Below are 25,222 nucleotides of genomic sequence, written 5' to 3' on the forward strand. Positions count from 1 at the left end.
TTTATATTATTAATATTTTACTTCTAATAAATACAATCCTTTAGCTGGAGCTGTCGGACCTGCTAATTTTCTATCTTTGCTAAGTAATATGTGATTAACATATTCTGGTTGTATATTTTTAAGTCCTACCTCTATGAGTGTTCCTACAATTATTCTTACCATGTTATATAAAAATCCATTTCCATGAACAATTATTTCTATTAATTTATCTTTTTTTATTATTTCTATTGAATATATAATTCTTATATTAGATTTTTTCTTAGATTTTGAAGATCTAAAACTTGTAAAATCATGTTCTCCAATGAGAAAAGAAGAAGCTTTTTTCATTAATTCTAAATCTAATTTTTTAGGTATATGTACAGTATATTTTCTTAAAAAAGGATTATGATATTCATTATTATATATTTTATACATATATTTTTTTGATACAACATTGTATCTTGAATGAAATCTTTCTTCAACTTCGTCTACATTTGTAATTACTATATCTTCTGGAAGATATCTGTATAAATATTCTTTCATTTGTAATGTAGACATATTTGAGTTAGTTTTAAAATTTGCAACTTGTTTTATTGCATGAACCCCTACATCAGTTCTTCCCGATCCTATAATCTCTATATTTTCATTTGTCATTTTTGAAAGTACACTCTCTATTTTAGATTGTATAGTCATATCAGTATGACCAAGTCTTTGCCAACCTTTATATCTTGAACCATCGTATTGAATAGTAAGTTTTATATTTCTCATTTTTTAATACACTCCTTTTTAAAATTTTAAAGTTTTATCTTAACAGTAGTTCCTTTTCCTTTTTCGCTTTCTATTTCCATTTCCCCACCATGAAGTTTAATTATTTCATAAGATATAGAAAGGCCTAAACCACTTCCAGATTTATTAGGGTTTTCTTGATAAAACTTTTTCATTACTTTTTTTATATTTTGCTTTTCAATTCCTTCTCCATTATCTTCAATTTCTATAAATGTGTGTTTTTCATTTTGAAAAAGTCTTATATGTATATATCCATTTGATTTTGTGAATTTTAAAGAATTTTCAATTAAATTTATAAAAACCTGTTTTAATCTATTTTTATCTCCTTTTATTTCTTTTATATTATTTATAATATTTAATGAAAGATCAATATTTTTTTTATCAGATTTTACTTTAAATTGATTTACTACATCTTCTAAAATATTTTTTAAATTAACATTTTCTATATTAATTTTAATATTTTTACCTTGTAATTTTGAAAAATCAAGCAATTCTTCTACTAACTTAATTAGTCTATTTGTTTCATCTTGTATTATTTTAAGACCCATTTGAATTTCTTCTTCACTTCCTCCGTAAGAAAGAGTTTCACTCCATCCTTTTATAGAAGTAAGAGGTGTTCGTAATTCATGAGATACAGATGATATAAATTCATTTTTTATTTGTTCACTTTTTTGGATCTCTTCAGCCATATAACTAAAAGTTTGAGCAAGTTCTCCTATTTCATCATTTGATAATTTTTTTGGTCTCACTTTGTAATTACCATTAGCCATTTCTTTTGCAGCATTTTTTAGTTCAGTTATTGGATCAATTATGCTTTTTCCTAAAAGAAGACTAAAAATTAAAACAAAAGTAAGAACTGCTAATCCAGCGATAAAAACAACTAATTCTATATTAATAAGTGTTTTATTTATTTTTTCAATTGAAACACTATATCTCAATATTCCTTCTGTTTTTTCGTTAAATTTAAGAGGAATTGATATAGACATAATATTTTCTTTTGTATTATTATCTTTATATTTAAATACGTGCATATTTCCTTTTAACGCTTCTTTAACATCTAAAGCGTTTATTTTTTCTTTTATATAAAATCCATATGAATCAATCAATACATTTTCATTGTTGTCAATAACTTGTATTCTTGTTTTTTCGTCTTTTGATATGAGATTTTTATAAATGTGTTTTATTTTATTCTCAAATGGAGAATAAGCCATATATTTATTGTAAAAATCAAACGATAATTTAGCTTTATTTAGCAAATAATATTCAATAGAATTGTAATAATAATGCCTAACATAAAAAATAAAAAAGGATTCTAAAACAAAAACAGTAATAAAAATTATTATACATGAATTTAAAAGTATTTTTTTCTTTATTCCATTCAAATTAATCTTCCTTTCTAAAGCAATAGCCATGGCCCCATACTGTTTGAAGATATTTAGGATTAGATGGATTTTCTTCAATTTTACTTCTAATTCTTCTTATATTAACATCTACGATTTTTAAATCTCCAATGTAATTTTTCCCCCATATCTCATCTAAAATTTCATCTCTACTTAAAGATTTACTTTCATTTATCATTAAATATTTTAATATAGAAAATTCAGTTGGTGTAACTTCTATCTCTTTATTCCCTTTAAATAATTTTCTTTGATTTAAATCTAAAGTAAAAGGAGAACATACTATTAATTCACTTTGACTATGTCTTTTTATCCTTCTTAAAAGAGATGCAATTCGAGCTAATAACTCTTTAGGACTAAATGGTTTAACTATATAATCATCAGCACCAGAATTCAACCCAATTATTTTATCATTTTCTTGTCCTTTAGCTGTTAGCATTATAATTCCTATATCTTCATAATTTTTTCTTATAAATTTACATACTTCTATACCACTTATTCCTGGAAGCATAACATCTAATAACGCAATATCTATATTATTATTTTTAATTTTTTCTATAGCTTCTTCTCCGTTTGATGATTCAACAACTTCATAACCTTCTCTTTTTAAGTTAATACTAACAAAACTCCTTATTCCAATTTCATCTTCTAAAACCAACACTTTGAAACTCATATTACCACCCCAATTTTAATATAGCAATTTAAAGTTTATATATATATCTTCTTTAGTTGTAAAAAATCTTTTATTTTTATTTATATAATTGTTGTTTAAAAAACCAATAAAAACTGTATTTTTATTTTCACCTAAATATATAAACTCTTTATTTTGTTCAATTAATTTTCTTTCTTCGTCCTTCCAACTACTTTTATTAAAATACACTATAGTTAAAAGTTTATTTCCTATTTTTTTATTTTTTTCTAAACTATAAAAAATTACTTCTTTTTTATTTTTAACAATACATTCTTTTAAAGTAAATTTACCTTTCCAATTTTTCGGCAGATTAAATCTGTAACCTTCATCATAATCGTAATAATTTTCAACAACAAAACTCAGTTCTTTTTTTTCATCCCATTTATACCAAGTATTAATCCATGGTATATTTACTAAAGCTTCTTTTTCATATCCTACTGGCTGAGTTAAAACTCCTATTTCTATTATTCCATCATTATCTATATCATTACTTCCAACAGGATATATTTGATAAGTTTTAGAAATAGAATTTTTAAAAGCTTTTTCAAGTTTATTATTATTTAAAAATATAAGCTCTGTATAAGCACTATGTGTTTTTAAAGGAATATCAACAAATACTCCTTTTTTATTTTTAGAAGCTTTTCCAATTTCAATATTAGAATATTTTACTTCATAATTAGATGAAATATTTATTTTATCTATAAGTTTAAATTTATTTACATTATAATTATATACACTTAAAGTGAAAATAGATTTTTTAGAATTATAATTAAAAAGGAAAATATCCAATTTTTTGTCATTATTCAAATCATCAATTTTTATACCTATGTGTTTACCGTTAAAAACTCTTTTTATTTTATTTTGGTCCATAGTATATATAGATTGAATTTTAGTATAGTCACCATAATCCCAACTTATTATTATTTCACTTTTTCCATCTTGGTTCAAATCATAAAAACTAGCATAACTTATATCAAAACCCTCTCCTTGTATTGAATCCATCATTTCCCAAGTGTTGTTGATTTTTTTCAGTACAATAAATCCTATTTCAAAACTTTTTTCTTGTTCTTCATAAAATGCTATGATTTCATTTTTATTATCTCCATCAATATCAACCTCATTTATTGCTCCTGCTTCTTTACAATCAAGAGGAATAGTTAGATTAGCTCCAGGAGGTAAAAACTTCTCAATTGATTTTTTTATTAGTTCCTTTTCTTTATTTGTTTTAGGTTTTTGAATTAATTGTTCAGGAGTTGAAAATTTATAACATCCTGTTAATAATAAAGATGTTAATATAAATAAAGTTATACATTTAAATAATTTATACATATATTTCCTCCTTGGTTAAAATATTCTAATATACATATATATAGTTTCCATATATAGAAGGAATAGATTTTGAAATATTATTTATATTATAATCACTAGTTTCTCCTATGATTTTTCCATATACAATTACTTTATCTCCTTTAAAATGCTTCACATTTTTATAACAAAACACATGAAATATATTTTTCCCATTACTTATAAGTATGTTTTCAGAATTGAAATTTTCTTTAATATAAATAATCGTTCCAGAAATTTCGATTTTTTTCCCTATATATTTAGACGGATTTTCATATATTTTATTTGCATTATCTATATTTTTTAAGGGTTTATAGTAATCTTCATTATTGTAATTAATTTGAAATTGTTTTTCTAAATGTTTAGAATAAGTATTAAATTTTTCATTAACTGAAAAAATATCGCTTAATCCTAATTTTTCATTGTTTTTTTTAACTTCATATATGTAATTAAATTCTTTAATTTTAGAACCTTTTTTCCCATATGTTATATTGAATTTTTCGTAAACATATACATTGTATACTCCATTTATAAATTCAATATTTTCAACTTGAACATCTAATAATTGCTCTTTAATATTTCTTTTATATAAATTAGTTACTAAATATTTCTGTGATTTATATAAATTACTATTGGGAATTAAATATGGCTCTACAATAGAAAAATTATTTTTATTTATAGATTTTACCATGGCATTTTCATAATTTCTTATTAAATCTATAATATTATTTTGAATATATTTATTTGTTAATTCTAGATTTTTTTGTTGATTTACATTTTCTATATTATTAATGTATTTTGATGATTTGTGCGTATTTTCTTTGATTAATTTTACACTAAAAACAAAAATTATTATAACACTTATTAAAAATACATGCTTGTATATTTTTTTATTTAACATTTTCATCTACCCTCCATATCCATAAAATCAAATTAAAAAACCGCTGAATTTAATCAGCAGTCTAACTTGTTATAATATTTATTATTTCTAACATACTTATTCCTTTTTTTATACTTTTTTCTCCTACTCGTATTTTAGAACTTAAATTTAAAGATTTCAATAAAGTTAAAAAATCTTGCTTATGCTGTATTAACCCATTATCTAAAAGTATATCTGCAACTTTCTCTGAAGTATATCCATTTTGAATGACTATAGTAATAAATTCTTCTTTTTTGTTTTCTTTAGAAATAGTATTTTTAGGCGTTTCAATTTTTTTAGGCATTTCTATTTTTGTTTTTTCTGTTTTATTTTTTGTTATATTTTGTTTATCAATAGTTCTATTATTTATGATATTTATAGAAGAACTCACAATTAAACCCATAGAAAATCCTATTATAAATATGAATAATATTAGTTTTTTCAAGATTATTCCTCCTGTAATTTATACTTTTTCATTTATATTATATATTATTCGCTTAACATTTCAAAATTAAATTGAATAAAATAAACCAAGAGGTGATATACATGCCTAAATACAATCATAAATATGTTCATATTGCAATTTTACTTGTAGTTTCTATCCTTCCAACAGTATTGGCTAGTATATCTTTTTTAAGTATAGATAAAAAAACTACAGTAGATTTAACGGTTAAATCTTTATACGCTATAGGAAAAGAGCAAGAAAAAAAAATAAACGATTGGTTTAACGAAATAGTTTATGATATGAACTTTTTAAGAGAAATAGAATCTGTCAAAAATCTTCAGAAAGATAAATTAGCTCCTGTTATAGAATATATAAAAACAAATAGAGATATATATAAGGATATTTTTATATTAGATAAAGATTTTAATGTAATATATGGATATAATTATGATAACAGGAATTTTAAAGAAAAAAAACATGTTAGAGATGCCATGGCTGGAAACATATCTTTTTCAGATATAATATTTTTTTCAAATAATCCTTTTGTAGAAGTTGCAGTTCCTATATACAATAATAACATTATAGTAGGTATAATTTATTCAAAAATTAATATATCTTCATTAAATACAATAATGCAATTTTCAAGATTAATGAATGAATCAACTGAAAGCTATATTGTAAATAAACAGGGAATATTTATAACTGAATCAAGATTTATACCAGATGCTATTGGTAAAAAACGAATTGATATTGCAAATACTAAACTTAACATTGATTATTCAAATAAAACTCCATATTTAGATTATAGAAGCACTTCTGTATATGGACTTTATTTTGCTCTTCCTTATAATAATTGGACATTAATAATTGAACAAGATGCAGATGATGTTCATCGTAACAATAATAAAATAATAGCAACAGGAGAATTATTATCTGCATTAGAAATCGTTTTAGTTGGAGTTTTTCAGAAAATTTTAAAAACAAAATTTAAAATATCTACAACAGAAGATGATGAACAAGAAGAAAGTAATACAAAATAAAAATTTGCTAACTTGTTTATAATACAAGTTAGCAAATTTTTATTTAAAAAATATCATTCATTTTCTTTTTGCTTGAGCTTTTCATCTAAAAACCAAGTTCCTTCTTTGGGATTAGATATAATTCCTGCTAAAGATAGTAATCCCAAAAATGCTTTTACAAGTTCATCGTAATTGCCAGGCAAAATTAAATTAATATCATATACTTTCAAACTATCAAATAAAATTGGAATAAAAGAAAATATAGACAACCAAAGACCGTAATTTTTCCATCTATTCATCTAAAAAACCACCTTTAAAATAATATTTATCTTTACTAAATATATATGCTTTTTTATTTTAAAGGTTCAATTTTTAATAAAAAATTTTAATATTTTATGCTAATAACAATATATTTTCTGGATTGCCAATTTCTAATAATTTTTTCATTTGTTTTCTTGCATTTAAAAATTCCATATATCTTTTATCTGACAATCTCGAATCTCCATACACTCTCCAACCATTTATTTTTGTAAGTTTTAAAGAAGGATGTCCAATAAAACCAATTACATCTTTTAATGGATATCCTAAAAAAACACCTATCTCATCTGGTATATTTCCACTTTTCATTTTATCTATAATATAATCTAAATATTTATTCAAACTATACTCGTTAGGATATCCAATGCTTTTAAGAAATTTTAAATTTCTATGTTCATTTAAAGTGTTGTCAAGTAATATTGGATTATAAAAAAACATTTTTGTACATTTATTACAATAACTAAATTCTCTAAATAAAATTTTATTAGTTTTACTTATAATATGTTTAACTTGATTTATTTTCGACATACTAAGTTTTTCTTTATTTGGAAAACTAACTATTTCTGCTGGTTTTGCGCTTAAAATAACAGGTCCCAGTAATTCTATAATCCATTTTATAAAATTATCATTTGCATTATTAAAACAAAAACAATTATTTAAATTTTTGTTCATAAAAATCATCCTTTCTTTGAAAAATATATTGATGATGAATATCATTTTCAATTATATAATTATATTATTATATTTTAATAAGCAATGTCAATTCTTTTGTAAATATTTTAAAACAATAAAAATAGTGTGTATTTATACACACTATTTTTATTGTTTATTTGGTTTGAATTTTTTAAGTCTTAAAGCATTTGTAAGTACTGAAACAGAACTCAAACTCATAGCTCCAGCTGCAATCATAGGATTTAAAAGAGGCCCTTTAAATATATATAGTATTCCCATGGCAACCGGTATTCCAATAGTATTATATGCAAATGCCCAAAACAGATTTTGTTTTATATTTTTAACTGTACTTTTACTTAATTGAATAGCTGTTACTACATCTAATAAATCACTTTTCATAAGAACAATATCAGCTGATTCCATAGCAATATCAGTTCCTGAACCGATAGCTATTCCTATATCAGCTTGAGCAAGTGCGGGAGCATCATTTATTCCATCCCCAACCATAGCTACTATTTTACCTTGTTCTTGAATTTTTTTAACTTTATTTGCTTTATCTTGAGGAAGAACTTCTGCAAGCACTAAATCAATACCCACTTGTTTAGCTATTGCATTAGCAGTTCTTTTATTATCACCTGTTATCATTACAACTTCTATTCCCATTTCATGTAGTTTTTTAATAGCTTTTTTACTGCTATCTTTAACGGTATCAGCAACAGCTATTATTCCAGCTATATTATTATCTATAGCTATAAACATAGGAGTTTTTCCTTCATTAGCCAATTTATCTGAAATATATTCAAAATTTATCAAATCGATATTTTTATCATTCATTAATTTTTTATTTCCAAGTAAAATTTCTTTTTCTTTTATTTTTACTTCTATTCCATGTCCAGGAATAGCATTAAAATATTCAATATTTATAAATGTTAAACCTTTCTTTTCAGCTTCTTTTACAATTGCCTCTCCAAGTGGATGTTCAGAACCTTTTTCTGCAGAAGCTGCAATTTGTAAAATATAATCTTCTTTAATACTGTCTATAGTTATAATATCTGTTACTTTAGGTTTACCTTCTGTTATAGTACCTGTCTTGTCAAAAATAACAGTATTTATTTTGTGAGAAGTTTCTAATGCTTCCCCAGACTTTATTAAAACTCCATATTCAGCCCCTTTACCTGTACCAACCATTATAGCAGTTGGAGTTGCAAGACCTAAAGCACAAGGGCAAGCTATAACAAGTACTGATATAAATATTGTAAGCGAAAATGCTATCGATTTTCCCGAAACAAGCCATAAAAGTGAAGAAATTATTGCAAGTGATATAACTATTGGTACAAAATATCCCGAAATAATATCTGCAAGTTTTGCTATAGGTGCTTTAGACCCTTGAGCATCTTCAACAAGTTTGATTATTTGAGATAAAGCAGTATCTTTTCCTATTTTAGTTGCTCTGTACTTTATAACTCCATTTTTATTTATACTTGCACCAATTATTTTGCTTCCCTTAATTTTTTCAACTGGTATACTTTCTCCTGTCAGCATTGACTCATCAACAGAAGTTGTACCTTCTATAACTTCTCCATCTACTGGAATTTTTTCACCTGGTTTAACTATTATAATATCTCCAACTTCAACTTCATCTATAGAAATTACTTCTTCTTTTCCATTTTTAATTATTGTTGCTGTTTTAGGTTGAAGATCCATAAGTTTTTTAATAGCTTCTGATGTTTTTCCTTTTGAAACAGCTTCTAAATATTTGCCTAAAGTTATAAATGTAAGAATTCCACCTGCTGATTCAAAATATAATTGATGAACATAATTTAAATTTCCTTTAAATATTTGATATACTGCAAATATTCCATATAAATATGCAGCTGTACTTCCTATTGCTATTAGTGAATCCATGTTAGGATTTCCTTTAAGTAAAGATTTAAATCCTACACTAAAAAATTTATTTCCTACAATTAATATTGGTGTTATTAATAAAAGTTGAATTAACGCAAAATTAAGTGGATTTGTATTTGGATTTATAAAATTGGGAAGATTTAATCCTACCATAGGACCCATTGAGATTGTCATAGCTGGTAAAATAAATATTAAAGATATAATAAATCTCATCCACAGAATTTTTATTTCCTTTTGTTTTTTCTTTCTATCTTCATCAATTTGAACAATTTCTTCTATTGCCTTAAACCCAGCTTTCTCTATAGTTTTCTTAATATCTCTTAATTTAACTTTAGATGAATCAAAAGTAATAGTTAATTTTTCATTAGCAATATTTATGCTTGATTCAATTACTCCATCTAATTTTTTTGTAATATTTTCTATTGATTTTGCGCATGCAGCGCAACTCATTCCTTCTATTTTTAAAACTTCTGTTCTATCTTCAGTTTTTATATTGAAACCAATTTTTTCTACTGCTTTTTTAATATCTATAACAGTAGATTTTTTTTCATCAAAAACTACTTTAAGTTTTTCAGATGCTAAATTTACACTAGCTTCATTAACCCCGTCTAATTTTTTTATAGTTTTTTCTACTGATCTTGCACACGCAGCACAGCTCATACCTTCTATTTTGAAAATTTTTTCTTTCATGTATTCACCTACTTTCCAGTTATTTTCTCTAAAATTTTCATAACTTCTTCTATTTTTTCTTCACCTTGATCATTTTTAAATGCTTCTTTAACACAACTATTTAAATGTTGTTTTAAAATAATCATATTTGCTTTTTTTAGAAGCGATTGTGCCGCTATTATTTGATTTGATATGTCAACACAATATCTACCTTCTTCTATCATTTTTATAATGCCGTCTATCTGACCTTTAGAGGTTTTTAACATTTGTATTGCTTTTTTATGTTGATCAGTCATTATAACCCTCCTCCCTACCCCTCAGGGGGGTGTTCTTTAATTTTATTAAACCACAAATGATAATCAATGTCAATATTTTATATAACAAAAAACACCTACTTTTTAGTAGATGCTTTTTGTTATTCATCTATAATTTTTTTCTTTTAATCATGTGTTTTTGAGGTTTTAAAGTTATATCTGTAATGACAACTCCTTCTCTTTGATTTAATATCATTTCAACAGCCATGGCTATTTCTTCTGGTTTAATATAACTTTCAGGAGTATCTCCTTCTTGAAAGTTAGCATTTCTATAAAAGTTAGATTTAGTTATATCTGGATGTATAGTAATTACTTTAAGTCCATATTTTCTCGCTTCATCAAATAAACTATTAGAAAAATGTGAAAGTCCTGCTTTTGTAGCTCCATATGCACAACCATAAACACTAGATTTTTTAGCTGTTATGGAAGATATATTTATTATAAAACCTGAATTCTTTTTTAAATCTCTAAGAAGTAATTGAGTTATTATAAGTGGTGCTTCAAAATTAATTACAACCATTTCGTGAATTTTTTTAGGATTTAATTCTTCATGAAAACCAAAATAACCAACACCAGCATTATTTACGAGAATATATATTTCCTCATTTTTTCTTATTTCTCTTATTTTTTCGCAAAGCATAGAAATGTTCATAATATCACAAATAATTGGTATAAAATATTCATTTTTAATATTATTTCGAGAAAAATCCCTTCCTATCCCATAAACTTTATAACCTAATTTTATTAAAATTTTACTAATTTCAAATCCAATTCCAGAGGAAGCACCTGTAACGATAGCTGTTTTCATAATTACTATTCCTTTCATATATATATTTTTTCTTCTGGTACATATTTTTTTATAAGTTGATAAACATATTTAATCATATTTTCAGATAATTTATAATCATAACTGCATATACCATCAACTGTTTCAAAAGGATAATTTAATATAACAGAATCAAATCTTTGTTTTCTCATCTTTTTTAAATAATCTTTTGAAACTCTAAAAACACCTATACTAATATCGTGTATTTTTTCTCTTGGCAAATTTAAAAAAGTAGCTTCTATTAGATTTTTATAATATTTCTTCCATTCTTTTACATAAAGCATTGGATCAAAACACAATCTAACTTTCCAACCTTTATCAATAGCTTCATTTATAGCTAATAATCTATCTTGTAAAGAAGGAGTTCTTTTTTCATATTTTTTTATAATTTCATTTGGAGATAATGTCCATGCTAAAATAATATTTTCTATTGGTTCTACATTTTTTATTGAATTAAAATTAGCGCTTTTTGTTCTCAATTCAACATTTAAGTCATTGTGTTTTTTGGCAAAATTAATCCATTTATTTCCATAACCAATTATATTTTCAAAAGCTAGAATATCTGTATCATAAGAAATACAAAGATATATAGGATGTTTTTTTAAAAGTCTTTCAACTTCACTAAAAATATCTTCAATGTTTACAAATATTACTATATTAGCTGATGTATACATTCCTTGCAAATAACAATATTCACAATCATATATACAATTCATTATAGTTGAAGTATAATAAAAATAATTATTTCCAAAGTCTTCACAAACTGAAGCTCCTTTATATATTAAATTATCATTTTTTATTGCAAGAATTAATTTAGGACTTTGCTTTTGCAAACTAAAATTTTGATGACTTCTAGAAAACACATCTTTATAATGGTTAATTTCAATAATTTCAATTTTAGAAAAATGATTTAATATTTTACTTGTATTAGGATGATTTAACGCATTTTTTTCAATGTATATATGTGAAAAATAAGGATTAAATAAGTTTTTGTTTAATTTCTGCAAAGTACCTCTTCCCCTCATTTTTAGATTTACATTTTATATTTATATATGTATTTATTATATTTGTAAAGTCATTATACTGAAGTTTGTAATATATAAATAATTGTTTTAATTGATTTTTCATGGTAGAAGATAATTTTAAATTTTTTACTAAACAATCTAATGTTTCTTGTTCTTTTTGGGATAATACATTTGAGTCATATAAAAATCCAAGTTTTATTTCGGTTACCCAATTTATAATTTGTGTAGCTTTATCTTCAATTAATTTTAAAACTATATTTTGATTTAAATTTTCAGTATTTAAATGATCTGAAACTATTTTTATAAAAAAAATCTGATGAGTTTGTAAAAATACTGTAGCTGCTTGATATATACCTGAAGATTCCATGTCTAAAAGTTGACCTTCAAATTTTATGTTGTTATTGTCAACAACTAAAGAACAAGTTTCTATGCTTGCTTCTTTAAAAGGATGTTTAAAAATTATATCAGGATAAAAAGTTTTTTTTGTATCACTTTCTATGATTTTATTGCATAGAAATACAGATCCTATTGATGTATTTTTATTTTTTGCACCACATACACCAATATTAATGAACAAATCAGAATTTTTTGGCTTATATTTTGAAAATAAATACGTAACTGCAATAGTAGCTTTTATTTTTCCTACTCCTGTAATAAGTAATATTACATTTTCATTTTTAAATATTTGAAATTTACGAGAGTTACAGTCTTTTTTTAAATTTAATTTTTTTATAAACGGATATGCTTCATAATACATGGATGTACATATAAATATCATGTTAATTACCTCACTATTGTATTTAATTATTTTTAAAATAAGTGTCGATAATTTTTTCAGCTAATCTTTTTTGAGTATTAGCTTGAGCAATTAACATTATAACTATTAAAAAAAGTTGTGCTAAATCTTGGTTTTCATTATCTAAGTTTTTTACTTTTTCTTTTATAGAATATATGTTCTTTGAAAGAGAATTTTCAAATTCATCAATTGCATTATCTTTAAGTTCTAAAAAAATAGAATAAATATCTTCTAAAGATATAATATCATCTTCTGTGTTTGTCATATCTTTTAAAATAGGACCAAATAATTCTTTAATATCATCTAATGTTAATATTTGCTTTAAATAATATACCAAAATCATTAATATAATATGTTGTTTAGTGTATTTTTTATTTTCTGGGGGCATTAAAATTCCGTGTTTTGTATAATTATTAATCATCGTTTTAGTTAGAATTTTATCATTTTCATGTCTTTTTAAATTACCTAATTTTTCATCTATAAAATTAGTTACTTGATCCATATATAATTTTAAATCTGGAATATCTGTTAGAAGAACTTTATCACCTAAATATAAATCTTTTACTAGTTTGATTAATTCAGTTTCATTTATCATAAATATCACCTCATCTATATAATATAGTATTTAAAACTATATATCAATATGTAGATGATTTATCATGCTATATTTATAGAAATTTTAAGAAAACAAAAGAATTATAGATATAATTTAATCTAATCTATAATATTAAGCAATAATATAGCAAAATAAAACTTTATATTTTTTCATCTATATATTATCATATAAATATGCAGATAAGTAGTTTTTAAAACTATTTATTATAATTATCAACAACACATTATGTTGTGATTAAATTTTAAAATAAAAGGAGTGTATTAAAATGATAATTACTACAACTAACAATATCGAAGGAAAAAAAATTAAGGAGTATAAAGGAGTAGTATTTGGTGAAGTTATAACAGGAGTAAATATAGTTAAAGATTTCATGGCAGGAATTAGAGATATATTTGGTGGAAGGTCTCAATCTTACGAAAATGAACTTATAAAAGCTAGAGAAGAAGCTATAGAAGAAATGAAAATAAAAGCTAGAAATTTAGGAGCAGATGCTATAATAGGAATTGATATTGATTACGAAGTTTTAGGTCAAAGTGGAAGTATTATGATGGTTACAGTTTCTGGAACTGCTGTTGTATTTGAATAAAATTTATAAATCGGAGGGATAAAAATGGGAATTTTAAAAAGGATAAGTAATATAATAAAAGGAAAAGCTAATTCAGCACTTGATAATATAGAAAATCCGATTGAACTTTTAGATTTAAAAATCAAAGAAATGGAAGAAAGTTTAAACAAAGCAAAACTCTCTTCTGCTGAGGTTATAGGAAATTGTCATACTATAAAAAAACAATTAGAACAGGTACAAAAAGAAGTTCAAGATTATGATGAAAAAATCAAACTAGCTTTAAGTAAAAACAATGAAGAATTAGCTAAAAAAGCTTTACAAAGAAAATTAGATTTAGATAAAAAATATGAAAGTTTAAAAAAATCTTATGAAGAATCTAGGGCTAAAGCTGATGAATTAAAGAAAAAATTAATAAGTTTAGAAGAAGAAATAATAAAAACTAGACAGTATAGAGATGAAGCAGCTGCCAGACTTAATAGTGCTGAAGCTTCTAAGAAAGTAAATGAAATACTATCAAATATAGATGCAGGTCATAATAGTATAAATATAGATGATATAGAAAGAAAGATTCAAAACAAAGAAGCTTTAGCTGAAGGTATTGCTGAACTAAAAGATAATACAATGTCATTGGATAAAGAATTTGAAAAATTAGAAAGTGAAATAGATTTAGATGCAGAACTTCAAAAATATAAAAACCAATCATAATAGGTGATTAAAATGGCTAATATAGAAAATTTTTTAAAAGAAGAGCAAGATAAATACGAAAAAATATACATAGACATTAATTATGCAATAGATAATATATCAGATTTTATATCGAAAGAAAATATTTCTAAGAGAAAATACGTGTCAAAACTTGGTGTTATTAAAAATTATTTAGATTTGATAAAAAATACAAATGATAAATTAAACAAAAAAAGTATATTCAAATTATTTAATAATAAAGATAAATATAAAAATGATTTAATCAAATATAAAATTGAGCATGATAGAGATTTTAAGCAGTTAAACAACTGCTTAAAATGCTCATGCTTAAATTGTGTGAAAGAGTGTAATTTTGATACGTGTTTAGGATGTAGATTTGATTCTAAAATAGTATATTGTGATCATGAAAAAATAAATGTAACTGCTCATCATAACTTTATATTAGATTTAATTAATAATAATACAGGGGAAAAAGATAAATACGAAGTATTAGCTACTATACAAGATATAAGCAAAGATAAAAGGTATATAGTAATTAGAAATATTAATGATTTTAATGAAAAATATATTTTATATTATTATCCAGGAATTATAGAAGATAGTTACGGAGAAATTACAGATGTTGAAGAATTTGATTATATTGCACAAATATTTAGTTCTTGTAATTTAGAATAAAAATTCAGGGGTTGAAATTTAATGAGCAAAAATTTTAAAAAATATTTTTTAATGATTTTTTTTATATTGGCATTTTTATTTTCAAATGTAATAGTTGGTAGTATTGTGTATTTTAATAATGATCAAAGTAATATAGGTATAGTATATGCAAAATCCAATAGTTTTTCCAAACCAAAAACTAGTAGTTTTTCAAGTGTTAAAAAAACTACTAGTTCTAGTTCTTGGAATAAGATAAGTAAATCGACAAGTAGCGGTTTAAAATCAGGTAATTTTTCTAATTCTAATAATAGTAAATCAACAAATGGTAAAATGAAAACAGGAAGTTTTTCTAATTCTAAAAAAAATAATAATACAAATACTATATATCCACAAGATAATCATGGTGATATTAAAAATGCAGATAAAACTGTTAAAATAAATATTCCTTATGTACATACAAATTACAGAAATAGCAATCATTTTAGTATGTCAAGACTCGGTTTTTTTGAAATGTTTATGTATTCATTTTTAACTATAATAATAATTGTGTTTATAATTGTTATTTTTAAATATTATATTAGATAGTTTCAAACAATCCTTCTTTTAATAAGGTTTTAGTAAAATTACATTTAGGGTTGTTAAATATGTCTGTACTTATTCCATTTTCTATAATTTCTCCATCATTCATTATAAAAATTCTATTTGCTATTTTTCTAGCAATAGTTAAATCATGAGTTATATATATCATTGAAAATCCATTTTTATTTTGAAGTTCTTTTAATAATCTCAGTATATTAGCTTTTGTTGAAGGATCTAGCATAGAACTTATTTCATCAGCAATTAAAACTTTTGGTTCCATTATTAAACTTCTAGCAATGGCAATTCTCTGCCTTTGTCCTCCACTTAGAGTATATATTTTTTTATTTATGAATTCATTATCAGTAGGAAGTTGAACATTTTTTAGTACTTTTATTACGCTGTCTTTTCTTTTTTCTTCTTTTTCTATTTTCAGTATATCTAGAGGTTCTTTTATTGCATTTTCAACAGTAAAATTTTCATTTATAGAAGAAAAAGGGTCTTGAAATACCATTTGAATGCCCTTTTTCTGTCTTATTGCTTCATATTTGTTTATTTTGTTTCCTTCAAATAATACAATTCCGCTGTCTTGTTTTAAATAACCTGAAATAATATTTGCAAGAGTAGTTTTGCCTGAACCAGATTGTCCTATTAATGCAATTATTTCTCCAGATTTAAGATCAATATTGCAATTTTTACATGCTTTTATTAATTTATTTTTTAGTTTATAATTTTTGTTTATATTTTTAGCTTCAAGTACAGTAACTATCCCTCCTCGATTACATGCTACTTTTCTTTCTAATGATACGTATTCTAAAATCGGAATATTATTAAAACATTTATCTATAGATTGATTACATCTTTCATAAAAAACACAACCGTTATTTTTTTTATTTTTTATATTTGATGGTATTCCCCATAAATCATGATATGGATTTACTTCAGGAGATGAATTTATAAGTCCTCTTGTATATGGATGCATAGGATTTTTAATAACTTCTTTTGTTAATCCTTCCTCTAATATGTATCCTTTATAGAGAACTTCTATATTTGAAGTAATTTTAATTATTGTAGAGATTTCATGAGATATTATTATCATAGAAAATTTATTTTTACTTTGTATGTTTTTTAATAAATTTATAATTTGATTTCTAGATATTGGATCAAGTGCACAAGTTGGTTCATCTAATATTAAAAGCTCTGGGTCACAAGCGATAGCCATGGCTATTAGAACTTTTTGCCTCATACCTCCTGAAAGCTCATGAGGATACCTGTTAATCCATATTTCATCGAGCCCAACCATATTCAAAAGTGATTGTATTTTATTTTTTATTTTTTCTTTAGAAAAATTAGTGTGTTCTTTTAATGTTTCTTCAATTTGCTCTTTAATAGTAAGTACTGGATTTAAAACTTCTAATCTATTTTGGAATACAATAGCAATTTTATTCCATCTATATTTATTTTTTTCTTTTTCTGAAAGTTTTGTAATATCTATGCCATTGTAAATTATTTCTCCGCTTATTTTTGCTTTATTGTCGAGTAAAGATGTTATAGCCATGGCTATTGAACTTTTGCCACTTCCAGATTCTCCTATAATACCTAACGTTTCCCCTTTATTAACATTAAAAGAAATTCCTTTTACAGCTTCCACTGTATTATCTTTTGAATTATATGTAATTTTAAGATTTTTAATTTCAAGCAATGTATTTTTCATATTCATCCCTCTTTTTTATAATTTATAATTAAATTTATTTTCAAATTCTCTACCGATAAAAGCTATAGAAATAACCATTATGAGAATAGCTATAAGAGGAGAAAGTACCCACCATTTCCAGTAAGGAGTAAAATATATTCCTGTAAAATTTAAAGCATAATGAAGAATAAGTCCCCAACTTTTTGAAGTAGGATCTCCTAATCCTAAAAAAGAAAGAGATGCTTCGGCAATTATAGCTTTACTAATAAGTCTAATAAAACTCACCATAATTATAGGATAAATTTGAGGTAGGAAGTGATTTATAGTAATATAAAAAAATCCACCTCCATACCCTCTTACTACTTTTATATAATTTTCTTCTTTTATAGATAAAATTTTAGAACGTATTATTCTAGCAAGTGAAGTCCATGAAAAAACACTTAAAACAAAAATTATATTTTTTATACTAGGACCAAAAAAAGCTCCAAGAACAATCATAGTAGGAAGATCTGGTAAAGTTATCATCATATCTGTAAATCTCATTAAAAAATTATCTATCCATCCTCCTAAATATCCCGATAAAATACCAATAATGCTTCCTATTAATATCGATAAAAAAGCTGTACCCAATCCTATAATTATACTCATTCTTGCTCCGTAACATAATTGAGAATACAAATCAATTCCTATATCATCAGTTCCCAATATGTGGTTTTTAGATGGAGGTTCTAAAGAATTACCTGAAGGTAAAATATGTGAAGTTTTTAATAAATAAGGAGAAAATATAGCTATAAAAATAATGACTATAAAAATCAAAACGGAAATTTTCCCAATTATTGAGAATCCTTTTATAAAATTCAATATTTTTTTCATATTATTTCAACCTCGGATCTAATTTTTTGTATATTAAATCTGCAAATAAATTCATTGTAAGTACCATTATAGCAAGTAACAAAAATATACCTTGTATTAATGGATAATCTCTGTAAAATACAGCATTTTTCATAAGCATACCAATTCCGGGATAATTAAATACATTTTCTATTAAAATAGATCCTCCAATTACATATCCAAAATTTAAAAATACTTTTGTAATTACAGGAAGTATTGCATTTTTTAGAGCATGGGAAAATATAATTCTTTTTTTATTAAGTCCTTTAGCTCTTGCTGTAATCATATAATCTTTTTCTAAAACAGATATCATACTATTTCTTGAAAGGAGATAAAATCCTCCTATATTTGTAAAACTTAAAGTTATTATTGGGAGTATTGCATGATATCCTAAGTCAAATATATATTCATAAATGGAATTGTAATTTACAAAAGCGCTTATCCCTCCAGATAAAGGAAATATTTTCAAATAAGCTGAAAAGTAAAATAAAAATAATACCCCTATTAAAAATGATGGAATTTCAGAAAAAATAACAAATAAAAAATAAAAAATTTTATCAATTATTTTATTTCTATAATAAGCTGAAATGCATCCCAAAAACATTCCTAAAATAGCACTTGTTATAGTAGAAATTAATACTAGAGATATTGTCCATAAAATTCTATCCATTATTATACTTAAAACTTCTTGGTTTAAAATTATACTATATCCTAAATAACCTTTAAATATATTTTTTAAATAGTTTATATATTGAACACTTATAGGCTTGTCAAGTCCATAATAAGCTTTATATTTTTGAATTTGTTCATCTGAAAAAGTAACTAAATCACTATTACTCTCACTTGAAAGAAATGTAAAAGGATCCCCAGGCATTAACCTGGGAATAAAAAAATTTAATGTGCTTATAAATATAAAAGCGATAAAATATTGTGAAAATTTTTGAAGTATCTTCTTTTTCATAGTATTCCTACTTTCTTTCTAAATAAGATAATTTACAATGTTCTGCATAGTGATGATCGTATCTATACATCCAACCATTGTATTTTGAAGGTCTGTATACAAAATTTTCTATTGTATTATATATAGGAATTTGAGGCACTTCTTTTGAAATAAGTTCTTGAAGTTTGAATATTATTTCCTTTCTTTTTTGAGGATTTAATTCATACATTTGTTTTTTAGCTAATTTATTTATTTCTTCATTGTAATATCCTGGTATACATCCCGATGCAGGACTTTTACTTTCTTTAGTATTTGAAGCATATAATTCTCTTAAAGAGTCTGGGTCTTTTCCCCACCCTCCATGGCCAATTATAGCAAGTTCAAAATCAGAATTTTTAACTAGACTATCTCTAGTTTTCATATCAACACTTTTAATGTTAATATTAATTCCTACTTTTTGAAGAGTTAATTTCATTAATTCTGCCATTTTAACTTCTTTATTTGAATTTCCTATAAGGAGTTCAAATGTATATTTTTTACCTTTAATGAAATTTTTAGCTTTGCTAATATTTAAACTATATTTTTCAACTTTATCATTATACCATCTATGTCCTTTAGGTATATAACCCATACTTGCAACTATTCCTGAACCTCTTCCTACTTTTTGAAGAATTTCTTCTCTATCTATTCCATAAGCAAAAGCTTTTCTGAGATTTACATCTTTAAGTTCAGGTCTTTTATTCATATTAAAAATAAGTCTATATCCCCAAAAAGGTTTATTTCTACTTATTTTAAATTCATCATTATTTTCATATCTTGAAATTATGTCAGGAGACACTGAAATTAAATCTATTTCACCTTTTTCAAAAGCAAGTACAGGATCACTTACAGGAATCCATTCAATAGCACTTACCTTTTGTTTAGGTCCCCAATAATCTTTAAAAGCTTCTAATTTATATGTTCCTTGTTCACTATTATATGATACGAATTTATACGGTCCACATCCTATAAGAGATTTATTAGAATTAAATTTTTGAGGATCATCAACTTTTTCCCATATATGCTTAGGAATAATTCTCATTTTTCCTATTCTATCTAAATATGTAGCATTAGAACTATTAACATAAATTTTTACTTTATTTTCATTTAAAATTTCAACATTTTCTATTATGTATTTTCCATCTACTAAAAGGCTATTCCAAACAGGAGGATGATTTTTATAGTAATCGAATGTGAATTTAACATCTTCTGCGTTGAAATTTTTTCCATCATGCCATTTAACATTATCTCTTAAAGTAAATATATATTCTTTTCCGTTATTTTCAATTTTCCAGTCTTTTGCGAGCCATGGTATAATACCTTTCTCATCTTTTTCTAAAAGACTGTCAAATATAAGTTCCATTTTAAATCCACCAGGACCTCTTGGGTAATGTTTATAAGGATTTGGATATCCCCAATCTCCACCTGCAAGTCTAATAACTAAATTTTTATTAGCATCTTCATTTGATGAGTTTGTATCTATAGATTTAGTATCACAACCTACTGTTAATAAACAAATTATTAGTACTAAAAATGTAATTATAGAAAACTTTTTTAAAACGTTTATCATAAATAATTTATTCCCCCTTTTTAATTAACTTTCCAATATATCCATGCTATTTTTGAATTTATATTTTCTTTAACATATCCATTCTCAGAAACTTTATTTAAATAATTATATATTTTTTCTTTATCCTTATTAGTTAATTTTTCTTTCATTTCTAAATAAGTTATATATTGATTTGCTAAATAATCCAACGGATATACATTTTCCCAATCTTTATTTATATATTTTATTTGTGGATAATATCCTTTAAGATAAAGAATATTAAATGCACAATAAATTTTTTTATCGATGTTTTTATTAATATTATCTTTTTTTAAATATTGATTTAATTTATTCCATAAAAAATTATCTCTTTTAACAAATCCACTCATAAAACAATATTTTTTACTAGCTTTTATCATTTTATTTAAAGTTTCGTAATCATTTATACCTGGACACATAGATGCAAATACTAAATCAAATTTATTTTCTAGATTATTTTCTTTTAAATCAATATTATCCCAAAATGATTTTTTAAACTCAATGTTGTAAATGTTGTTTTTAGTTGCATTATATTCTGCAAATTTTAACATTTTATTTGAGATATCTATTGCTACTACTTGATTACATAATTTTGCAAATTTTATCGAATATTTCCCAGGTCCACACCCTATATCTAAAATTTTACTATTTTTGTCAATCATTTTATTGTTTAGTAAAAAATTAACAATATCGTTTGCAAAATTTTCTTTTTTATTAAATTCTTCTGCTCTATTATCCCAAAATATTTCAATTGCTTCTTTATTTGTATTTTCATTTTTCCAAAGTTTTAAAAAAACATTTATGTCCAATTCTTACCATCCCCTTGAATAATCATCAAAACAGTCAATACATACTTTTTTTCCATTCATTAATCGAATCTTATGTTCAGGCGCAGCTTCTTTGCAAATTTCACATATTATACTGTTAAATATTTTCGCTTTATCTGGTAAATCAAATTTAGGAGTTTTAAATTCAAATAAATCAACTGCATTAGAATTTAATATATAATTTTGTCTTTCTTCTCTACTCATTTCATCTTTAAAAGGTTTTAATATTAATCTAATTTTCTCGCCAGTTTGTCTATTAAAAAAAGTATATGCATGTTTTCCTGTATTTTTATATATAAGATTACCTTTTCCAAAAGTACATCCTGTTAATATTTGAATAGCATCAACTCCACATGCATCATTTTCTGTAACACAAACTATTTCTTCATCAGTTGAAAATTTAATATTCATTTTTTCCATTACGGCTTCACAAGCTTTAAATCCTATTGCAAGACCAGGACATTCATGTCCATGAAACTCAATACACTTTTTCCATTGTTTTTGATTCATATTATTCACCCCTATTATTAATATGTTAAAATAAAAAAACCACGAAAGTAGTTTAACCGTTTCAACGATTAAATCAACCTTCATGGTCAATTTATTAATATTTATATAATTATTCTCGAGTTAAATATTACATTAAATAACATGTTTTGTCAATATAATAAAATCAATTTATTGTATTGCTTTTTTATTGTGCTTTTTTGCTATATGTTCTTTACATTTTTTTATAAAAATTTGAATGTTTTTTTCTTCTTCTTCGAATTTTTCTTTAGTCATACCACCTCTTCCAAATCTATCACACGTAGAAAGTAGAGCTATTTCATCTATAGAAATTTGAGATGCCATATTTTCTATATCAGCAAAAGATAAATCTTTAACTACGAATAATACTTGCATATGCCATCTTACAAGAATTGATACTCTATGAATTAATTTTTCATCATTTGTAAATTCTCTTAAAAAATCTCTAGCTAATTTAGCTCCTATTTTATCGTGATCATATGAAGTTATTTTACCTTTTTTTATTTTAGTTGTAGATGGTTTTCCTAAATCATGAAGAAGTGCAGCCCACATAAATGAACGAGGATCTTCGCTTAAATGCTTTTTTTTAGCTGCATTGTCTATAACAAGCATTGTATGATTCCATACAGTACCTTCAGGATGATATTTTGGTGATTGTGGTGTTTTTATTAAATCTCCTAATAAAGTTAGTGGATATTTTTCGTTGAACAAACCACTTTTAGCCATTTTATTAAAATACTCTGAAGGCTTTTCATCATTCATTAAATGTATTTCAAATTCTTTAAATATATCTCTCATTACCAAATCCTCCTTTTAAATATTTTATATTTATTATTTCATTTACTTTAAATAATATTTTTATGTTTTGTATATGTAATTATTTGTTGAAAAACATTAAATTTTTCCAGAATATATATTTTAAAAAAGGTTAATATAATACTATAACGAGAAAAAAGCAATTATTTTATATAAATTTAAAAACTTCATATAGAAAAATAGTTTTATATAAGTTTTTTAAGATCATGTACATGGTCAAAATAATTGCTTTTTCTCGTTTCACATAGAGAAAGCTTAGAAATCAAATGATTTCTAAGCTTTTTATATATTTATCTATATTTATCACCTCTGAGTTATTTTCTTATATTTTTTCTTAAGATAAATTTAAGAATGAATTAAGATAAATTTAATTATTTACATGATATAATAGCTTTATGTTTAATAAATACAATTTTATAAATAACAGGAGGTGCTTAATTTGAAAAAAAAATTATTAATTATTTTAACATCTATTTTAGCAATACTTATTCTAGGAGGAACTTACATTGGTATAAGTATAAAATCATCTAAAAAAAATATAGTAGTTACAACTGCAAATATACAAAAACAAGATATAAGCTCTAACATATTAGTAAAAGGAAAATTAGAAAGCAAAATAAAATCAGAAATATCTTCAGATCTTGCATATAGAATAAACAATATATTTGTAAAAATAGGCGATAAAGTAAAAAAAGGAGATAAATTAGCGACATTTGATATGAAAGAACTAAATTACGATATTGAAACTGCAAAACTTGAACTTGCAATTCAAGAAGCACAATATAAAGAAAAAAATAATGAAGAACGTATATTACTTTTAGAAAAAGATGTAGAAAATCAAACTATAGATTTTGAAACAGCTAAAAACAAATATGAAGCATCTAAAAAACTATATGAATTAGGAAGTATAAGTAAAGATGAACTTGATTCTGATTACAATACATATAAAAAAGCTAAAAATAATCTTGATAGAATAAAAGCTGAATTAAATAAAGCTATAAAAGAAAAAAATAATAATTCAGATGCTAAGTTATTAGAGCTTAAGAAATTAAATTTAAAACAAAAAATAGATGATTTAAGCAAATCAACAATTATAAGTCCAATCGATGGAACTGTTACAGCTATTAATGCAAAAATTGGATCAATTCCTAAAGGTGCAGGAGGATTATTTGTTATAGAAGATTTAACAAAATTAAAAGCAACATTGGATATAAATGAGTTTGATATAAATAAATTACATATAGGTCAAAATGTTAATTTAACTACAGAATCTCTTGAAGGTAAAGTTTTCAAAGGTAAAATAACTAATATTTATCCTACTGCAAGAATAAAAGAAGGTTCTTCTTCAGGAAAACAAATAATAATTCCAGTAGAAATAGATTTAATTGGAGATGTTAAAGGATTAAGACCAGGACTTATTATTGAATCAAATATAGAAATTCAAAAACAAAAAGGAGCTTTAACAGTTCCTTACGAAGCAATATACGAAAAACCAGATAAAACTAATTGTATATTCTTAGTGAAAAATGGAGTTTTAAAAGAAATACCTATCAAAATTGGAATTCAAAGTGATTTAATAGTTGAAGTAATTTCAAAAGATATAAAACCTGGTGATAAAGTTGTACTTAACCCTAATGAAACTTTTTATGATGGTATGAAAGTAAATGTTATTCAGTAGT

The 25,222-nt window shown here is 24.1% G+C and carries 27 protein-coding genes; 6 read left to right on the forward strand and 21 right to left on the reverse strand.

Going from position 1 to position 25,222, the window contains the following annotated elements:
- Positions 1-9: 9 nt before the first annotated feature.
- The 6 genes from truA to BUA19_RS01585 form a co-directional block, all read right to left on the reverse strand.
- A complete protein-coding gene (gene truA, locus BUA19_RS01560; RefSeq protein WP_072723115.1) occupies positions 10-747 on the reverse strand; it encodes a tRNA pseudouridine(38-40) synthase TruA in 738 nt (245 codons plus the stop codon).
- A gap of 26 nt (positions 748-773) precedes the next feature.
- On the reverse strand, positions 774-2,147 hold the full coding sequence (locus tag BUA19_RS01565; protein WP_178137413.1) for a sensor histidine kinase: 1,374 nt from the start codon (positions 2,145-2,147) through the stop codon (positions 774-776).
- Between the two features lies 1 nt (position 2,148).
- Complete coding sequence (locus BUA19_RS01570) at positions 2,149-2,835, reverse strand: response regulator transcription factor (protein WP_072723117.1); 687 nt, start codon at positions 2,833-2,835, stop codon at positions 2,149-2,151.
- Positions 2,836-2,850: 15 nt separating this feature from the next.
- Positions 2,851-4,182, reverse strand: a complete 1,332-nt coding sequence (locus tag BUA19_RS01575) for a hypothetical protein (RefSeq protein WP_072723118.1) — start codon at positions 4,180-4,182, stop codon at positions 2,851-2,853.
- Between the two features lie 25 nt (positions 4,183-4,207).
- The gene (locus BUA19_RS01580; RefSeq protein WP_143145344.1) at positions 4,208-5,098 is read right to left on the reverse strand and encodes a TcaA NTF2-like domain-containing protein; all 891 of its coding nucleotides are present in this window, start codon (positions 5,096-5,098) and stop codon (positions 4,208-4,210) included.
- Between the two features lie 61 nt (positions 5,099-5,159).
- Entirely contained in the window at positions 5,160-5,561 is a 402-nt protein-coding gene (locus BUA19_RS01585; RefSeq protein WP_072723120.1) for a beta/alpha barrel domain-containing protein, read from the reverse strand.
- Positions 5,562-5,662: 101 nt separating this feature from the next.
- Here BUA19_RS01585 and BUA19_RS01590 point away from each other — a divergent pair, with 101 nt between their 5' ends.
- The gene (locus tag BUA19_RS01590) at positions 5,663-6,601 is read left to right on the forward strand and encodes a cache domain-containing protein (protein WP_072723121.1); all 939 of its coding nucleotides are present in this window, start codon (positions 5,663-5,665) and stop codon (positions 6,599-6,601) included.
- A gap of 53 nt (positions 6,602-6,654) precedes the next feature.
- On the opposite strand, the gene BUA19_RS01595 is transcribed toward BUA19_RS01590, so the two are convergent.
- The 8 genes from BUA19_RS01595 to BUA19_RS01630 form a co-directional block, all read right to left on the reverse strand.
- Positions 6,655-6,879, reverse strand: coding sequence for a hypothetical protein (locus tag BUA19_RS01595; protein ID WP_072723122.1), 225 nt, complete (start codon positions 6,877-6,879; stop codon positions 6,655-6,657).
- A gap of 94 nt (positions 6,880-6,973) precedes the next feature.
- Complete coding sequence (locus BUA19_RS01600) at positions 6,974-7,570, reverse strand: DUF3793 family protein (protein WP_072723123.1); 597 nt, start codon at positions 7,568-7,570, stop codon at positions 6,974-6,976.
- Positions 7,571-7,717: 147 nt separating this feature from the next.
- Positions 7,718-10,165: a heavy metal translocating P-type ATPase gene (locus BUA19_RS01605; protein WP_072723124.1), complete on the reverse strand. Its 2,448-nt coding sequence runs from the start codon at positions 10,163-10,165 to the stop codon at positions 7,718-7,720.
- 8 nt (positions 10,166-10,173) lie between these two features.
- On the reverse strand, positions 10,174-10,440 hold the full coding sequence (locus BUA19_RS01610) for a metal-sensing transcriptional repressor (protein WP_072723125.1): 267 nt from the start codon (positions 10,438-10,440) through the stop codon (positions 10,174-10,176).
- A 127-nt stretch (positions 10,441-10,567) separates the two neighbouring features.
- Positions 10,568-11,266 (reverse strand): SDR family NAD(P)-dependent oxidoreductase, encoded by a 699-nt coding sequence (locus tag BUA19_RS01615; protein ID WP_072723204.1) that lies wholly within the window; start codon positions 11,264-11,266, stop codon positions 10,568-10,570.
- 14 nt (positions 11,267-11,280) lie between these two features.
- A complete protein-coding gene (locus BUA19_RS01620) occupies positions 11,281-12,291 on the reverse strand; it encodes an SPL family radical SAM protein (RefSeq protein WP_072723126.1) in 1,011 nt (336 codons plus the stop codon).
- Positions 12,263-13,087: a 5'-methylthioadenosine/S-adenosylhomocysteine nucleosidase family protein gene (locus BUA19_RS01625; protein ID WP_072723127.1), complete on the reverse strand. Its 825-nt coding sequence runs from the start codon at positions 13,085-13,087 to the stop codon at positions 12,263-12,265. The genes BUA19_RS01620 and BUA19_RS01625 overlap by 29 nt, the downstream gene beginning before the upstream one ends.
- A 22-nt stretch (positions 13,088-13,109) precedes the next feature.
- Positions 13,110-13,700, reverse strand: coding sequence for a DUF1836 domain-containing protein (locus BUA19_RS01630; protein ID WP_072723128.1), 591 nt, complete (start codon positions 13,698-13,700; stop codon positions 13,110-13,112).
- Between the two features lie 286 nt (positions 13,701-13,986).
- Here BUA19_RS01630 and BUA19_RS01635 point away from each other — a divergent pair, with 286 nt between their 5' ends.
- The 4 genes from BUA19_RS01635 to BUA19_RS01650 are packed head-to-tail and all read left to right on the forward strand — an operon-like array spanning position 13,987 to position 16,230.
- Complete coding sequence (locus tag BUA19_RS01635) at positions 13,987-14,307, forward strand: YbjQ family protein (protein WP_072723129.1); 321 nt, start codon at positions 13,987-13,989, stop codon at positions 14,305-14,307.
- A 24-nt stretch (positions 14,308-14,331) separates the two neighbouring features.
- Positions 14,332-14,991, forward strand: coding sequence for a PspA/IM30 family protein (locus BUA19_RS01640; RefSeq protein ID WP_072723130.1), 660 nt, complete (start codon positions 14,332-14,334; stop codon positions 14,989-14,991).
- Between the two features lie 12 nt (positions 14,992-15,003).
- Positions 15,004-15,666: a DUF1292 domain-containing protein gene (locus BUA19_RS01645; protein WP_072723131.1), complete on the forward strand. Its 663-nt coding sequence runs from the start codon at positions 15,004-15,006 to the stop codon at positions 15,664-15,666.
- Between the two features lie 21 nt (positions 15,667-15,687).
- The gene (locus BUA19_RS01650) at positions 15,688-16,230 is read left to right on the forward strand and encodes a hypothetical protein (protein WP_072723132.1); all 543 of its coding nucleotides are present in this window, start codon (positions 15,688-15,690) and stop codon (positions 16,228-16,230) included.
- Here BUA19_RS01650 and BUA19_RS01655 read toward each other — a convergent pair.
- The 7 genes from BUA19_RS01655 to BUA19_RS01685 form a co-directional block, all read right to left on the reverse strand.
- The gene (locus BUA19_RS01655; protein ID WP_072723133.1) at positions 16,223-17,935 is read right to left on the reverse strand and encodes an ABC transporter ATP-binding protein; all 1,713 of its coding nucleotides are present in this window, start codon (positions 17,933-17,935) and stop codon (positions 16,223-16,225) included. The genes BUA19_RS01650 and BUA19_RS01655 overlap by 8 nt on opposite strands.
- A 15-nt stretch (positions 17,936-17,950) precedes the next feature.
- Entirely contained in the window at positions 17,951-18,787 is an 837-nt protein-coding gene (locus tag BUA19_RS01660; RefSeq protein ID WP_072723134.1) for an ABC transporter permease, read from the reverse strand.
- A 1-nt stretch (position 18,788) separates the two neighbouring features.
- On the reverse strand, positions 18,789-19,766 hold the full coding sequence (locus BUA19_RS01665; protein WP_072723135.1) for an ABC transporter permease: 978 nt from the start codon (positions 19,764-19,766) through the stop codon (positions 18,789-18,791).
- 7 nt (positions 19,767-19,773) lie between these two features.
- Positions 19,774-21,354, reverse strand: a complete 1,581-nt coding sequence (locus tag BUA19_RS01670) for an ABC transporter substrate-binding protein (RefSeq protein ID WP_072723136.1) — start codon at positions 21,352-21,354, stop codon at positions 19,774-19,776.
- Between the two features lie 20 nt (positions 21,355-21,374).
- The gene (locus tag BUA19_RS01675) at positions 21,375-22,181 is read right to left on the reverse strand and encodes a class I SAM-dependent methyltransferase (protein WP_072723137.1); all 807 of its coding nucleotides are present in this window, start codon (positions 22,179-22,181) and stop codon (positions 21,375-21,377) included.
- 3 nt (positions 22,182-22,184) lie between these two features.
- On the reverse strand, positions 22,185-22,709 hold the full coding sequence (locus BUA19_RS01680) for an FmdE family protein (protein ID WP_072723138.1): 525 nt from the start codon (positions 22,707-22,709) through the stop codon (positions 22,185-22,187).
- Positions 22,710-22,877: 168 nt separating this feature from the next.
- The gene (locus BUA19_RS01685) at positions 22,878-23,525 is read right to left on the reverse strand and encodes an HDIG domain-containing metalloprotein (protein WP_072723139.1); all 648 of its coding nucleotides are present in this window, start codon (positions 23,523-23,525) and stop codon (positions 22,878-22,880) included.
- 457 nt (positions 23,526-23,982) lie between these two features.
- Here BUA19_RS01685 and BUA19_RS01690 point away from each other — a divergent pair, with 457 nt between their 5' ends.
- Entirely contained in the window at positions 23,983-25,221 is a 1,239-nt protein-coding gene (locus BUA19_RS01690) for an efflux RND transporter periplasmic adaptor subunit (protein ID WP_072723140.1), read from the forward strand.
- Position 25,222 lies beyond the last annotated feature (1 nt).

Origin of the sequence: Tepidibacter thalassicus DSM 15285, from assembly GCF_900129915.1 — a bacterium.
Taxonomy (GTDB): Bacteria; Bacillota; Clostridia; order Peptostreptococcales; family Peptostreptococcaceae; genus Tepidibacter; species Tepidibacter thalassicus.